This is a genomic window from Streptomyces sp. NPDC053493, from assembly GCF_044544825.1.
In the GTDB taxonomy this organism is placed as follows: Bacteria; Actinomycetota; Actinomycetes; order Streptomycetales; family Streptomycetaceae; genus Streptomyces.
The window spans coordinates 117,911-130,898 of sequence record NZ_JBITXS010000008.1; the positions used below are offsets into that span (position 1 = coordinate 117,911).

The 12,988-nt window shown below is 74.2% G+C and carries 12 protein-coding genes; 4 read left to right on the forward strand and 8 right to left on the reverse strand.

Features of this window, described 5'->3' with window-relative positions; translation table 11 throughout:
* The first annotated feature begins 7 nt into the window (after nucleotides 1-7).
* Both ACIGO8_RS22940 and ACIGO8_RS22945 read left to right on the forward strand, forming a co-directional pair.
* The gene (locus ACIGO8_RS22940) at nucleotides 8-478 is read left to right on the forward strand and encodes a MerR family transcriptional regulator (protein WP_399733652.1); all 471 of its coding nucleotides are present in this window, start codon (nucleotides 8-10) and stop codon (nucleotides 476-478) included.
* Nucleotides 475-1,524, forward strand: coding sequence for an aldo/keto reductase (locus ACIGO8_RS22945; protein ID WP_399733655.1), 1,050 nt, complete (start codon nucleotides 475-477; stop codon nucleotides 1,522-1,524). The genes ACIGO8_RS22940 and ACIGO8_RS22945 overlap by 4 nt, the downstream gene beginning before the upstream one ends.
* Before the next feature lie 253 nt (nucleotides 1,525-1,777).
* Here ACIGO8_RS22945 and ACIGO8_RS22950 read toward each other — a convergent pair whose 3' ends face one another.
* The 7 genes from ACIGO8_RS22950 to ACIGO8_RS22980 form a co-directional block, all read right to left on the reverse strand.
* Nucleotides 1,778-2,974 carry an acyltransferase gene (locus tag ACIGO8_RS22950; RefSeq protein ID WP_399733658.1) on the reverse strand — a complete coding sequence of 399 codons (1,197 nt, stop codon included), beginning with the start codon at nucleotides 2,972-2,974 and terminating at the stop codon, nucleotides 1,778-1,780.
* Nucleotides 2,971-3,951 carry an alpha/beta hydrolase gene (locus ACIGO8_RS22955; protein ID WP_399733660.1) on the reverse strand — a complete coding sequence of 327 codons (981 nt, stop codon included), beginning with the start codon at nucleotides 3,949-3,951 and terminating at the stop codon, nucleotides 2,971-2,973. The genes ACIGO8_RS22950 and ACIGO8_RS22955 overlap by 4 nt, the downstream gene beginning before the upstream one ends.
* A 223-nt stretch (nucleotides 3,952-4,174) precedes the next feature.
* Nucleotides 4,175-4,885 (reverse strand): response regulator, encoded by a 711-nt coding sequence (locus tag ACIGO8_RS22960; protein WP_399733663.1) that lies wholly within the window; start codon nucleotides 4,883-4,885, stop codon nucleotides 4,175-4,177.
* Nucleotides 4,886-4,928: 43 nt separating this feature from the next.
* Nucleotides 4,929-6,200 carry a histidine kinase gene (locus ACIGO8_RS22965; RefSeq protein WP_399733665.1) on the reverse strand — a complete coding sequence of 424 codons (1,272 nt, stop codon included), beginning with the start codon at nucleotides 6,198-6,200 and terminating at the stop codon, nucleotides 4,929-4,931.
* A gap of 280 nt (nucleotides 6,201-6,480) precedes the next feature.
* Nucleotides 6,481-7,380, reverse strand: a complete 900-nt coding sequence (locus ACIGO8_RS22970; protein WP_399733668.1) for a DUF4429 domain-containing protein — start codon at nucleotides 7,378-7,380, stop codon at nucleotides 6,481-6,483.
* Nucleotides 7,381-7,465: 85 nt separating this feature from the next.
* Nucleotides 7,466-8,851: an alpha/beta hydrolase gene (locus tag ACIGO8_RS22975; protein ID WP_399733671.1), complete on the reverse strand. Its 1,386-nt coding sequence runs from the start codon at nucleotides 8,849-8,851 to the stop codon at nucleotides 7,466-7,468.
* A 157-nt stretch (nucleotides 8,852-9,008) separates the two neighbouring features.
* Nucleotides 9,009-9,641 carry a TetR family transcriptional regulator gene (locus ACIGO8_RS22980; protein WP_399733673.1) on the reverse strand — a complete coding sequence of 211 codons (633 nt, stop codon included), beginning with the start codon at nucleotides 9,639-9,641 and terminating at the stop codon, nucleotides 9,009-9,011.
* A 140-nt stretch (nucleotides 9,642-9,781) separates the two neighbouring features.
* Here ACIGO8_RS22980 and ACIGO8_RS22985 point away from each other — a divergent pair, with 140 nt between their 5' ends.
* Both ACIGO8_RS22985 and ACIGO8_RS22990 read left to right on the forward strand, forming a co-directional pair.
* Nucleotides 9,782-11,404, forward strand: coding sequence for an MFS transporter (locus tag ACIGO8_RS22985; protein ID WP_399733676.1), 1,623 nt, complete (start codon nucleotides 9,782-9,784; stop codon nucleotides 11,402-11,404).
* Nucleotides 11,405-11,545: 141 nt separating this feature from the next.
* Complete coding sequence (locus ACIGO8_RS22990; RefSeq protein WP_399733678.1) at nucleotides 11,546-11,974, forward strand: peptidase inhibitor family I36 protein; 429 nt, start codon at nucleotides 11,546-11,548, stop codon at nucleotides 11,972-11,974.
* On the opposite strand, the gene ACIGO8_RS22995 is transcribed toward ACIGO8_RS22990, so the two are convergent.
* The gene (locus ACIGO8_RS22995) at nucleotides 11,955-12,926 is read right to left on the reverse strand and encodes an ion channel (protein ID WP_399733681.1); all 972 of its coding nucleotides are present in this window, start codon (nucleotides 12,924-12,926) and stop codon (nucleotides 11,955-11,957) included. The genes ACIGO8_RS22990 and ACIGO8_RS22995 overlap by 20 nt on opposite strands.
* Between the last annotated feature and the right edge of the window lie 62 nt (nucleotides 12,927-12,988).

Consider the following 12,988-nt stretch of genomic DNA (forward strand, 5'->3'; position numbering starts at 1 on the left):
GGAGGTCATGAACGTGATCGAGAGCACGGGCACGAGCACGGCGGCGATGTCTGCGGGGACGTCCGCGGCGACGTCCGCGGCGACGGCGACGGCGGACGACTCCCGCGAGCGGTTCACCATCAGCGAGGTGGCGGCCCTGACCGGCCTCTCGGCGCACACCCTGCGCTGGTACGAGCGGATCGGCCTGATGCCGCACGTGGACCGCTCGCACACCGGCCAGCGCCGCTTCACCCGGCGCGACCTGGACTGGCTCGCCTTCGTCGGCAAGCTGCGGCTCACCGGCATGGCGGTCGCCGACATGGTGCGCTACGCGGAGCTCGTACGGGAGGGCCGGCACACCCACGGCGAGCGGCGCGCGATCCTGGAGGGCACCCGCAGCGACGTCGTCGCGCGGATCGCCGAACTCCAGGACGCCCTCTCCGTGCTCGACCTCAAGATCGATCACTACAACACCGTGTGCGGAGGCATCACTTCATGAGCGACTTCACGGGCGACTTCACGAGCGTCGGCGGCAGGATCGACACCGTACGCCTCGGCGGCCCCGACGGACCGGAGATCGGCGTCCAGGGCTTCGGTGCGATGGGCATCAGCGAGTTCTACGGCGCCACCGACGAGGCCGCCGCCCGCGACACCCTCGAGGCGGCCCTGGAGGCCGGCGTCACCCTGATCGACACCGCGGACGTCTACGGCGCCGGCACCAACGAGGAGTTCCTCGCGCCGTTCCTCGCCGCGCACCGCGACGAGGTCGTCCTCGCCACCAAGTTCGGCATCGAGCGGCGCGCCGACGACCCCGCCTACCGGGGCGTCCGGAACGACCCGGCCTACATCCGGCAAGCGGTCGAGGGCAGCCTGCGCCGCCTCGGCGTCGAGACCATCGACCTCTACTACATGCACCGCAGCGACCCGGCGGTCCCGTTCGCCGAGTCGGTCGGCGCGATGGCGGAACTGGTCAAGGAGGGCAAGGTCCGGCAGCTGGGCCTGAGCGAGGTGACCGGACCCGAGCTGCGCGAGGCGTACGCGGTGCACCCGATCGCCGCCCTGCAGTCGGAGTGGTCGCTGTTCTCGCGTGACGTCGAGCGCACCGCGGTCGGGGCCGCCGCCGAGCTCGGCGTGACCTTCGTGCCGTACTCGCCGCTCGGCCGCGGCTTCCTCACCGGCTCCTTCGCGGACGCCTCGAAGGAGCTGGCGGACGGCGACTTCCGCCGCAGCCAGCCCCGCTTCACCGGCGAGAACGCCGAGCACAACCGTGCCCTGCTCGAGCCGGTCCGCGCGATCGCGGCGGAGCACGGCGCGACGCCGGCCCAGATCGCCCTGGCCTGGGTCCACCACCGCGCCGCCGTCCACGGCCTGACCGTCGTCCCCATCCCCGGCACCCGCAAGCGCGCCCGCCTGACCGAGAACGCGGCCGCCACCCGCATCAAGCTGACCGACGCGCAACTCGCCGCACTCGAGCCGATCGCGGGCCTGGTGACGGGCGACCGCTACCCGGACATGCGCTTCACATCAGCGGCGCGAGACGCGTAGCCCCACGGGGGGCCGGACCCATCGGGGCCGGACCAGCCGGAGCGCGGCCGGGGCCGCCGGAGCGGGGCCGGTCGCGTCGGGGCAGGGCCGACCGGCCGGGGCAGGGCCGGTCGCCGGCTCCGCGGCGGCCTCCGCGGCGAGGCCCGGCCCGGCGGCGCCTCGGCCCCGCCGGGCCCCGCGCCACGCCAGACCCCGGGCCTCAGGGCCCCGGCCCACCGGTGCCTCCGCGAGGTCGCCCCGCTGCCCCGGCCCGTCACGCCAAGCCCAGGGCGAAGACCGCGAAGCCCGCCGCCAGGATGCCCGCCGCCGCGCGGCGGGCCTTGCCGGCGCGGGTCCAGGGGGACTCGAAGGACCGGGTGTGGCGGCCGACGAGGAGGAGCAGGCCGGCGAAGACCGGCATCCAGGCGAGCCGCGCCAGGATCCAGCCGGCCGAGTCGGGCGCGCCGACCAGGCCGGCGACCTCGCCCGCGTACGAGGCGGGGATCGCGGCGGCCAGCATCGCCGTCTGGTGCCAGCACAGGATCGTCATCGCCGACAGGTTGATCACGACGACCGGCGCCCACAGCGCGGGCCGCTTCAGCAGACGGCCGAGCCGCTCGCGCAGCAGGATCGCGGCGCCGCTCTGCGCGGCGGCGAGGGCCAGGACCAGCAGCGACGGTGGGTGGGAGTTCGTACGGGCCTCGCCGGGCACGCCGACCATCGAGGCCGGGTAGCCGAACCACAGCAGCAGCGCCGCGAACAGCGCCGCGCCGCCCACCAGCAGCCCCCAGGCGTGACGGCGGCCCACCCGGCCCTCGCCCCAGGACACGCCGAGCTGATACGCGAAGAGCCAGCCCGGCAGGATGTTGAGGACGCTCAGCCAGGAGGGCACGGCGTCGGCCCACGGCCCGTAGCGCAGCAGGTCGACGACGGCGACCGAGCCGAGCAGCGGCGCCGCCGCCCACACCCCGAGCCGGCGCGCGGCCCGCACGCACAGCGGCGTGAGCGCGGTGACGACCGTGTAGACGCCGACGAACCACAACGGCTGGATCACCAGCGTGGACGCGGTCCGCAGGGTGTCGGCGGGCACCGCGAAGCCGTAGTGCAGCAGCGGCAGCAGCGCCGCCCACACGGCCGTGACGCCGAGCACCGGCCGCCCGAGGCGGGCGAGCCGGCCCCGCAGCCACGCGCCGGCGGAGCCCTGGTGGCGCCGGTACGACAGCACGGAGGCGTAACCGCCCACCAGGAAGAAGATCCCCAGCATCTGGAGGATCCAGCTGACCGGCGCCAGACCGCCGAACGCCGACAGCGGGCTCGCGTTGTGGATCGCGCCGTCGGAGGACAGGGTGAAGCCGCCGAGCAGCCAGTGCCCGGTGGGCACGGCGAGCAGCGCGAGCGCGCGCAGACCGTCGATCGCCCGGTCGCGGTGGACGGGAGTGCCGGCCTCGATCTTCTCCACGAGCCGCTTCATCGGACGTCTCCCTCGGCGATCGCGGCGAAGGTCCGCAGCGTCCGGGTGCCGGGCGCGAAGTAGCCGTCGTGGCCCCGCGCGTCGTCGGCGGCGATACGGCGGGCGCCGAACTCCGGGTCCACGGGGTCCGTGCCGTGCCCGAGGCCGGCGAACTCGACGTGGGGGACCCGGTCGATCCAGTCGGTCGGGTCCTTGGCGGCCCACACCCGGGCCGCGGTGCCGAGCTCGTTCACGTCGTCGGCGCGCATGCCGGGCGAACCGAGCACCACCAGGTCCTTGGCCTTGATCTCGTGCGCCGCGAGCCCGCAGACGACGGAGCCGTAGCTGTGGCAGAAGAGCGAGGGCTCGGCGGCGCCGACGGCGCGCAGACCGTCGGTGAAGCGGGCGAGCCGCTCGGCACCGGCCTCGGCGAGGTCGCCGGTGGCGGCGTCGAGCCCGACGCCGACGGGCGTGGTGTAGCCGGCCCAGGCGACGACGGCGGTCCGGCCGCCGGTGGCCTCGCGCAGGGCGGTGGCCTTGCGGGTGAGCGGCGCGAGGTTGCCGGCGTCGACGTCGGAGCCGGGCACGATCACGGCCACGTGCGCGGCCTTCGCCAGGTCGCCGTAGACGAGGACGGCCTGGCCGCGGCCCCGCGGGTCGTACGCGAGGATCTGCTGCCCGGCGAAACGCCCGCCCGCCGTGCGGGAGTTGGCGGCGTAACGCAGGGCGGGCGGCACGCCGTCGAGGTTGCCGACGACGCCCGGGTGGGACCGTACGAGCTCCGCCTGCCGCGCGGGGCTCAACGCCCCGAAGAAGTCCCGGACCTGGTCAGCCGTCAGCTTCTCCAGGTCGGGCAGCCCGTCGGCCCGCCAGGCCGCCGTCCCGACCGGCGCGCCGGTGACCGCCTGCTGGCTGTTCCCGGACGCCCAGCCCGCCGTGCCCGCCACCACGGCGGCGGTGAGCGCGGCGGCGACCAGGGTCCTCGTGAACCGGCGCATGTGGGGCTCTCCTTCCGTTCCTGTCTCTCTCGTCGTCGGCGAGAGGAAGGTAGGAAGGGAATGGGTGACGGCACGTCACACCGGGGCGCCAACCCCGAACCGATACCGGGGTAGGGGGAGGAGGAGCAGCGAGCCGGAGGCCGGAGGTGGGGTTTTCCCCCGGGGGCCTCCCGGGGGTCCGGGCGGGGCCTCCCGGGGGCCTTCCGGAGGTCCGGGCGGGGCCCTACCGGCGTCCACCCGGTGTGACCAGGCCCGACTCGTAGGCGAAGATGACCGCCTGCGCCCGGTCGCGCAGGTCCAGCTTGGCGAGCACCCGCCCGATGTGGGTCTTCACGGTCTGCTCGGCGAGTACGAGATGCCCGGCGATCTCCTGGTTCGACAGGCCCCGGGCGATCAGCTCCAGGACCTCCGTCTCGCGCGGGGTGAGGCCGTTGAGGCGCAGCGCCGCCCGGTCGGCGCGCGGCGCGGGCCGGGAGGCGGCGAAGTCGGCGATCAGACGCCGGGTCACGGACGGCGCGAGCAGCGCCTCGCCGGCCGCGACCACCCGGACCGCCGCGATCAGGTCGGCCGGCGGCGCGTCCTTGAGGAGGAAGCCGGACGCGCCGGCGCGCAGCGCCTCGTACACGTAGTCGTCCACGTCGAAGGTGGTGAGCATCAGGACCTTGGGCCCGCGCACCGCCCCGGACGAGGGGTCCGGCCGCCGCGTGGCGGAGGAGGCGTCGAGGATCTCGCGCGCCGCGGCGAGCCCGTCCATCTCCGGCATCCGCACGTCCATGAGGACCACGTCCGGGTGCGTGGCGCGGGCCACCTCCACGCCCTGCCGCCCGTCCGGCGCCTCGCCCACGACGTCGATGTCGGGCTGCGCGGAGAGCAGGGCGGCGAAACCGGCCCGCACCATGGCCTGGTCGTCGACGATGATCACGCGGATGGTCACGGAGCGCCCTTCGGGTCGGCTCCGGGCCCGGAGCGGGGCCCGGTCAAGGAGACATCGGCAGCCGGGCGGCGACCCGGAAACCGCCGTCCGGCAGCGGCCCGGTGTCGAGCGAGCCGCCGGTCAACCGTACGCGCTCCCGCATGCCGACGAGCCCGTGACCGGTGCCGGAGCCGCCCTCCAGCGGCGAAGTGCGCTTCGGGGCAGGGCCGTTGACGACGAGGATGTTCAGCCAGCCGTCGCCGTCACCGCGGACGGACACCCGGGTCGGCGCGCCCGGCGCGTGCCGTACGACGTTGGCGAGGGCCTCCTGCACGATCCGGTACGCCGACAGGTCCACGGCCTGGGGCAGGTCGTCGAGGTCGGCGGCGAGCGACAGTTCGGCCGGCACGCCCGCCCGTACCGTCGCCTCCACCAACTGCTGCACCCGGTCCAGGCCCGGCTGCGGCGCCCGTTCGCCCTCCGTGCCGTCGCTGCGCAGCACGACGAGCAGCCGCCGCATCTCCGCCAGCGACTCGCGGGCGCCGGACGCGATGGAGGCGAACTCCTCGCGGGCCGCGTCCGGCAGACCGGGGATGCGGTACGGCGCCGAGTCGGCCTGCACGGTGATCACGGACATGTGGTGGGCGACGACGTCGTGCAGCTCACGGGCGATCCGGGTGCGCTCCTCCAGGAGGGTGCGGCGGGCCCGTTCGGCCTCGCTGATCGTCTCCTGCTCGACGAGCCGCCGCTCGGCCTCGCCGCGGCCGCGCAGCGTCGCGGACAGCAGCAGCACGATCCCGCTGAGCACGAAGAGGAGCACGACGACGCCGTCGCCCGGCCGGGCGGGCGCGACCAGCGAGAAGACGGCGCCCGCGGCGCCGGTCACCAGCCACACGCCGACCAGGGCGCGCCGGGACTCGCGCAGTCCGAGCGCGAGCGACAGGAAGAGATAGCCGACCACGACCATCGGCGTCCACGGCCAGGGCATCCCGTCGGGCAGGCCGGTGGCGAGCAGGGCGAAGCCGCCGGCCACGTCCGCGGCGAAGATCACCCACCAGGCCTGGAGCGGCCGGGTGACGGCGAGCAGCAACGGCGCGGTCTGCGCGGTGCCGAGCGCGCCGGCGAGGGCGCCGTTGACGTGGTAGTCCTGCACGAGCACGGTGATGGTGACCGGCAGCAGCGTCGCGACGAGCACGAGCCCCACCCCGTACGGCAGCAGGCGCACCCACCTCGACGCCGCCCGCCCGAGCAGCGCCTCGCCGGGCCCCGTGGGCGTCGCCATCGCCACCCCGACCCCGCGCAGCAGCTCCCGCGCCCCGGCCCCTGCTCGCGACATCCGCGGCCACCGCCGCTCTTCATCCCTCATGACCCGCCCAGCGTAGGCACCGCCGGCCCTCGGAAACGTCATACCGGGGTGGCGGTCGGGGCTGATACCGGGGTACGGGGTGGGGATGCAGCGGTGCGGGTCACGGGCGGCGCTGGTGGGAGGGGCGGCGCGGGTGGCACGGGCGGCTCCGGCAACGCCGGCACCGCCGGCGGCCAGGCACCGGCGGCACGCGCCTCCGGCCGGAGGCCCCGCCCACGCCCACGCGCGCGGGCCGTCGGGGCCGGCCCGGCTAGAGCTCCGCCAGGAGTTCCGCCTTCTTCGCGGAGAACTCCTCGTCCGTCACCAGGCCCGCCTGATGCAGCTCACCGAGGTGGCGGATCCTTTCTGCAATGGCGGCCGGGTCATGGGTCGGCTCGGCGCCGCTCCGTACGACGGCCGCCGCGACCGGGACGCGCGTCGAGGAGTGACGGATCGCGGACAGGACGGCCGCGGCGAACGGCAGCGACTCGTGGACCGGGCCGTGGCCGCGGCCGAAGACGACGGAGGCCGGGTCGTGGTCGGGCAGCAGTGGCCGCACCTCGTGGCCGTCCCGCACTCGCGGCACCAGCCGCAGACAGCCGTCCGGCGACTCCGGCGAGCGCCACTCGACCCCGCTCAGCTCCTGGACCCGGAAGGTCTGGTCGCCGGCCTTCCACTTCTCCGAGGCCGCGCCGGACCAGGACCAGCGGAACGCCACCTCGTCCTTCCCGTCGAAGCTCGCCTTCCCGTCGTACGCCTTGAAGGACTGCGGTCCTTCCGGCGCCGCCACCAGGAAGCGGTCCGCGGGCCGCTCCGCGTCGTACGGCGACAGGACGGAACGCAGCTCGTCGCGGAAGCGCGCGGCCGCCGCCTCCCGGTCGGCGGGCAGCACGAGGCGGTACGGATCGCACCCTTCCTTCAGCTGTCCCGCCGCCGCCTCCATCAGCGGATCGGCACCCGCCCGCGGCACGGCGTGCAGCACGACGGTGCCCCGCTTCCCCGGAGCGAGCGTCACCTCCGCCAGCGCCTCGTGCGGCACCCGCCGTTCGCGCAGCGCCTGGAACAGCCGCGGAGTGCGGTTCGTGGCGCGGATCCCCCGTTCGAAGCGGATGACGACGGCGTCGCTCTCGAACGCCCAGGTGGCATGAATTCCGGCCAGCACATCACCCATACGCCTCATCGTATGCGGCGTATGCCCCGACGTCGCCCCTCCGCAACCACCGTAAATTCGCCGTGATCTACGCGCGTGGGACCGTTCACGCGCCGGAGATTCCGCCGAGGCAAGCGCTCTCCACGGCGCCGGCGCCGCTTTCGGCCGCACTTCCGGCCGCGTCCTCGTCCGGCCGGCCCGAGCCGCCCGCACCGCCGTCCCGGCCACCGCTCCAGCGGGTCTCGAGGCCGCCCGTACCGTCCCCGCCGCCGTCCCCGCCGCCGTCCCCGCCGCCGTCCTCGCCGGCACCGTCCCGGCCGCTCCCGGCGCCCGCGCACGTCAGCCGGTCGTACGCCCCGGCCCCTATCGCCGCGAAGTTCTCCAGGCTGCGCGTGCCCGGTTCGAAGTAGCCGGCGTGCCCGACCGCGCCGTCCGCCGACAGCAGCCGCGCCCCGAACTCCGGCGCCACCGGGTCGGCGCCGTGCCCGACTCCGCCGAGTTCCATGTGGGGAACGTCCGCGATCCAGTCGTCGGCGTCCCGCATGGCCCAGACCCGGGCCCGGGTGCCGAGGTCGGCGGCGCTCTCGGCGCGCATGCCGGGGCTGCCCGCCACGACCACGTCCGTGACCCGGCCGGGCAGCCGGGAGGCCGCGACGCCGCACAGGACGGAGCCGTAACTGTGGCAGAAGAGGCTGACGCGCGAGTCGCCCGGCAGCGCGGCGGTCAGATCGACGAGCCGTACGGCGCCGGTCTCGGCGAGCCGCCCGATCGCGGCCTCGATGCCGACGCCGACGGGCGCGGTGTAGTCGGCCCAGGCGATGACGGCGGTCTTCGTACGGGGCTCCGCCCGCCGCTCGGCCGCGTAGAGCGCGTCGGCCATCCCGGCCGGCGCGGAGTAGCGGCGCGCGGTCTTCTGGAAGGTCAGCAGATTGGTGTCGACGCCGGGCACGATCACCGACACCCGCCGGGCCCGCTCCAGGTCGCCGAGGACCTCCGCCGTCCGTCCCGTACCGCTCGGGTCGAAGGCGAGGATCTGACGCCCGGGGCTCATCAGGCTGGCGAACCGGTGCACCCGGCGCAGTGCCTCGTGGCGGCCGTCGGCGGTGAGCCTCGGGTCGTCGACGCGGGGCCGCTCGGCGTCGAGGGCGCTCTTCAGGGACACCCGGTTGGCGCGGTAGCGCAGGGTGACGGGGGCGCCGTTGAGGTTGCCGACGACCAGCGGGTGGGTGTCGGCGAGCCGGGCGCCCTGCGCGGGGCCGATCGAGGCGAAGAACGCGGCGATCGTACGGGCCGGGGCCGCGGCGTCGGGCAGCGCCCGCTTCCCGACCCGGTCGTGCGCCCAGGCGGCCAGCGCCTCCTGCCGGGTCTGTCCTGGCGTGCGCTGATGCCGGATCGTGGTCCACCCGGTGGTCGCGAGGAGCACGAACACGACGGCGAGGGCGAGCAGCATCCGCCAGGCGGTGAGGGTGGGGGAGGTGTCGAAGGAAGGCATTGGGCGTCACCCTAGGGGGAGCCACGGGGTGCCCGGGTGGCGAGTGACGCGGATCACGCGCGGGGGTGGGTCGGGGTGACGGAGTGATGACGCTGCGTGCGCGCGGCGTACGCGGGAGTACTGCTCGCGTACTGCTCGCGTACCGCTCGCGTACCGCTCACGACCTCCAGTGCGGCTCCAGCGCCGGCGCCAGGTGGTCCAGATATCGCTCCGTGAGCGCGCGGATCGCCTCCAGGGTCGGGTCCTCGCTGCGGCCCCAGAGCTGACCCGTCACCCGCATCACTCCGCTGAAGGCCGCGACCGCGATCCGCGGCCGCGGGTCCGCGTCGACGTCGAGCCCCTCGCGTCCGGCGATCAGGCGGGCGATGGACTCCTCCATCTCCGTGGAGCGGCGCAGGTGGACGGCGAGGAGCGCGGGCGTCGACTCGATGACCTGGAAGGTGCGGATGTACAGCTCGACGGGCACGACCTCGGCGATCGCCTCGCCGATGGTGTCCCAGGCGGCCAGCACCGCGTTGCGCATCGCCTCCAACGGGCCCTCCTCGGGCGGCCGTTCGGCCAGTGCGCGGATGAACCGCTCCTCCACCATCTGCTGGACGGCGAAGGCGACGTCCTCCTTGGTGGCGAAGTAGCGGAAGAAGGTGCGCTGCGAGACCTCGACGGCGTCGGCGATCTCGTCGACCGTCGTCCTCTCGTATCCCTGGGTGGTGAAGAGCTCCAGGGCGACCCGGATCAGCGCGTCGCGGGTGCGCTGCTTCTTGCGCTCGCGCAGGCCGGGAACAACGGTCACGTCACAGGCCCCTCTCCGCGGTCCGCCCGCGGTGTTTTTCAGCCACTTCGTCCGGCTCAGCGTACCTGTGAGCTACGTGACAGTTACCCGCGCGTGAATTGCTTTGTCAATTGTCAGCGACTGACATTAGCCTCGCTCGTATGACTAGTCAGACCACCGTGGAAAAGGCCCCGCAGGGTCAGGGGGGTGACCGGGCGTCCGCCGCGGCCCCGGCGAAGGGACTGCGCGGTCACCCGTGGTTGACGCTCTTCGCGGTCGCCGTCGGCGTGATGATGGTCGCGCTCGACGGCACGATCGTCGCCATCGCCAATCCCGCCATCAAGGACGACCTCCAGGCCTCGCTCGCCGAGGTCCAGTGGATCACCAACGGCTATCTGCTCGCGCTCGCCGTCGCCCTGATCACCGCCGGCAAGCTCGGTGACCGTTTCGGCCACCGGCAGACCTTCCTCATCGGCATCGCCGGCTTCGCCGCCGCGTCCGGCGCGATCGGCCTGTCCGGCTCGATCGGGCTCGTGATCGCCTTCCGGGTCCTCCAGGGCCTGTTCGGCGCCCTGCTCATGCCGGCCGCGCTCGGCCTGCTGCGCGCCACCTTCCCGGCCGAGAAGCTCAACATGGCCATCGGCATCTGGGGCATGGTCATCGGCGCCTCGACGGCCGGCGGCCCGATCGTCGGCGGCCTGCTCGTGGAGAAGGTCAGCTGGCAGTCCGTCTTCTTCATCAACGTGCCGGTCGGCGTCCTCGCGCTCGTCCTGGGCCTGGTGATCCTCAAGGACCACCGCGCCGAGAACGCCCCGCGCTCCTTCGACGTCCTCGGCATCCTGCTGCTCTCCGCCGCGATGGCGTCCCTCATCTGGGGCATCATCAAGGCCGGCGAGTCGTGGGGCTGGGGCAGCGGCAAGACCTGGGGCTGCCTCGCTGGCGCCGTCGTGCTCTTCGCGGTCTTCGCCGTGTGGGAGACGAAGGTCAAGGAGCCGCTGATCCCGCTGAAGATGTTCCGCTCCGTGCCGCTGTCGGCCGGTGTGGTCCTGATGGTCCTCATGGCCTTCGCCTTCATGGGCGGCCTGTTCTTCGTCACCTTCTACCTCCAGGGCGTGAAGGGGCTCAGCCCGGTCGACAGCGGTCTCGCGCTGCTGCCGCTGACCGGCATGATGATCGTCTCCTCGCCGCTGGCGGGCGCGCTGATCACCAAGTTCGGCCCGCGGGTCCCGCTGGTCGGCGGCATGGTCTGCACGGCCGTCGCGATGTTCGGCATGATCACGCTCACCGCCGGGACCGGCACGCTCGCGATGTCCCTGTGGTTCGCGCTGCTCGGCCTCGGTCTCGCGCCGGTCATGGTCGGCGCCACCGAGGTCATCGTCGGCAACGCGCCGCTGGAGCTGTCCGGTGTGGCCGGCGGTCTGCAGCAGGCCGCGATGCAGGTCGGCGGCGCGCTCGGTACGGCGGTGCTCGGCGCGGTCATGTCGTCGAAGGTCTCCAGCGCCTTCGCCGAGCACTGGAAGGACGCCGGCATCCCGGTGCCCGCCGACCCGCGCCTGGAGCAGGCGGCCGAGTTCGGCATGGTGCCGCCCGGTCTGGCGCAGGCGCCGGGCATGACGCCCGACCTGGCCGCCACGATCGGCAAGGTCATCCAGGACACGTTCATGGACGGCATGGGCCTCGCCTTCACCGTCGCGGGTGTCGTCGCCGTCGTCGCGGCGTTCGTGGCCGTGCTGACCAAGCGCGGCGAGAACGCGGAGGCGGGTGCGGGCGCGGCCCACATCTGAGGCGCGTCGCCCCGGCTTCGTCAGGGTTCCCGTAGGGGGCCGTCACCCGTTCGCGTGAACGGGGGCGGCCCCTCTTCCTTTCGGGCGGTCGCTGCGCCATCCTCGTGATTACAGAGAGTGACGAAACGGGGGTTCACCTGCATGTATACGAAGATGACGCTGGCCGTCGGTACGGCGCTGACCGCCCTCCTCGCGATCCCGGCGCACGCGACGCCCGCACCGGCGTCCCTGCCCTTGTCCGCGCCAGGGGCGTCGGTGCCTCGGACGTCGGCGCCCCGGGCGACGACTCTCGGGGCCTGCGGGCCCGGCCAGCTCTGCCTGTGGCCCAAGGCCGACTTCAAGGGCCGGCCGCAGACGTACGAGCTGAGCTCGGTCGACATCGAGAGCTGTGTGGCCCTGCCGGGCGGGACGAGCGCCCAGGCCCTCGCCAACCGGACCGGCCGGCCGGTGACCGCCTATCAGTCCGCCGCATGCGCGGAGACCGGCGAGTTCGAGACCTATCCGGGGCGCGGGACGTGGGCGCCGCAGACGCCGTATCAGGTGCGGGCGTTCAAGATCTGGGAGAGATAGGGGAGGCGGGAGAGGGAGGAGAGGCGGGAGAGCGGGGCGAGTCCGGGCTGGGAGCCGGGGCCTCCGGGGTCTCCGGGGGCTCCTGCGGCCCCGGGCACTCGGGCGTCGCGGGCGGCGCGGGCGTCTTGGCCAGGGGTACGGGCAGGGGCGGAGGCGCGGGTGTCCCGAGCGGCGTCGGGGGCGCGGGTGCCTCGGCCGTCGGCCCGGACGAGGACGCCTCGGCCGTCGGTGCGGGCGGCGGCGAGAGGCGCGCGACCTCGGCCCGCAGGGCGCGCACCTCGGCGGTCAGCGCCTCCAGGAGCTCCGTCTGCCGGCGCTCGGCCTCGTCGTCCCGCTCGAAGCGGGAGATGAACCAGGCGGCGATGTTCGCCGTGACGACACCGAGCAGGGCGATCCCGGACAGCATCAGGCCCACCGCGAGCACCCGGCCCAGGCCCGTGGTCGGGGCGTGGTCGCCGTAGCCGACGGTGGTCATCGTGGTGAAGGACCACCAGACCGCGTCCCCGAGCGTCTTGATGTTGCCGTTGGGCGCGTCGCGCTCCACATGGAGCACGGCGAGCGAGCCGAACATCATCAGCCCGACCACCGCGCCCGCCACATACGTGGTGAGCGTTATCTGCGGGGCCATCCGGGCCCGCCGGCCCACGAGGAGGAGGGTGGAGACGACCCTGAGCAGCCGCAGCGGCTGCACCATCGGCAGTATCACCGCGAGCAGATCCAGCGCATGCCCGCGCACGAACGCCCAGCGGGACGGCGCGAGCGCCAGCCGTACGAGGTAGTCCAGGGCGAACGCGGCCCACACCGTCCACTCCACATGGGTGCACAGCCGGTGCACCCAGGGAGCGGCGTCGGGCGCCACGATGGGCACGGCGTAGGCGATGCCGAACGCCACGGCCAGCACCAGCAGCGGCGTCTGGGTGCGCTCTTCCCAGCGATCCTTCATGCCCGGCATCGTAGGGAACGCCGAAGGGCGGCAGGACCCACGGCCCCACCGCCCTCACCAGCGCATACGAC

Excerpts from the sequence above, each read along its gene's own strand:
- ACIGO8_RS22940 (WP_399733652.1), top strand. The coding sequence starts at position 8 with ATGAACGTGATCGAGAGCACGGGCACGAGCACGGCGGCGATGTCTGCG.
- ACIGO8_RS22945 (WP_399733655.1), top strand. The coding sequence starts at position 475 with ATGAGCGACTTCACGGGCGACTTCACGAGCGTCGGCGGCAGGATCGAC.
- ACIGO8_RS22950 (WP_399733658.1), bottom strand. The coding sequence starts at position 2,974 with ATGAAGCGGCTCGTGGAGAAGATCGAGGCCGGCACTCCCGTCCACCGC.
- ACIGO8_RS22955 (WP_399733660.1), bottom strand. The coding sequence starts at position 3,951 with ATGCGCCGGTTCACGAGGACCCTGGTCGCCGCCGCGCTCACCGCCGCC.
- ACIGO8_RS22965 (WP_399733665.1), bottom strand. The coding sequence starts at position 6,200 with ATGTCGCGAGCAGGGGCCGGGGCGCGGGAGCTGCTGCGCGGGGTCGGG.
- ACIGO8_RS22970 (WP_399733668.1), bottom strand. The coding sequence starts at position 7,380 with ATGGGTGATGTGCTGGCCGGAATTCATGCCACCTGGGCGTTCGAGAGC.
- ACIGO8_RS22975 (WP_399733671.1), bottom strand. The coding sequence starts at position 8,851 with ATGCCTTCCTTCGACACCTCCCCCACCCTCACCGCCTGGCGGATGCTG.
- ACIGO8_RS22985 (WP_399733676.1), top strand. The coding sequence starts at position 9,782 with ATGACTAGTCAGACCACCGTGGAAAAGGCCCCGCAGGGTCAGGGGGGT.
- ACIGO8_RS22990 (WP_399733678.1), top strand. The coding sequence starts at position 11,546 with ATGTATACGAAGATGACGCTGGCCGTCGGTACGGCGCTGACCGCCCTC.
- ACIGO8_RS22995 (WP_399733681.1), bottom strand. The coding sequence starts at position 12,926 with ATGCCGGGCATGAAGGATCGCTGGGAAGAGCGCACCCAGACGCCGCTG.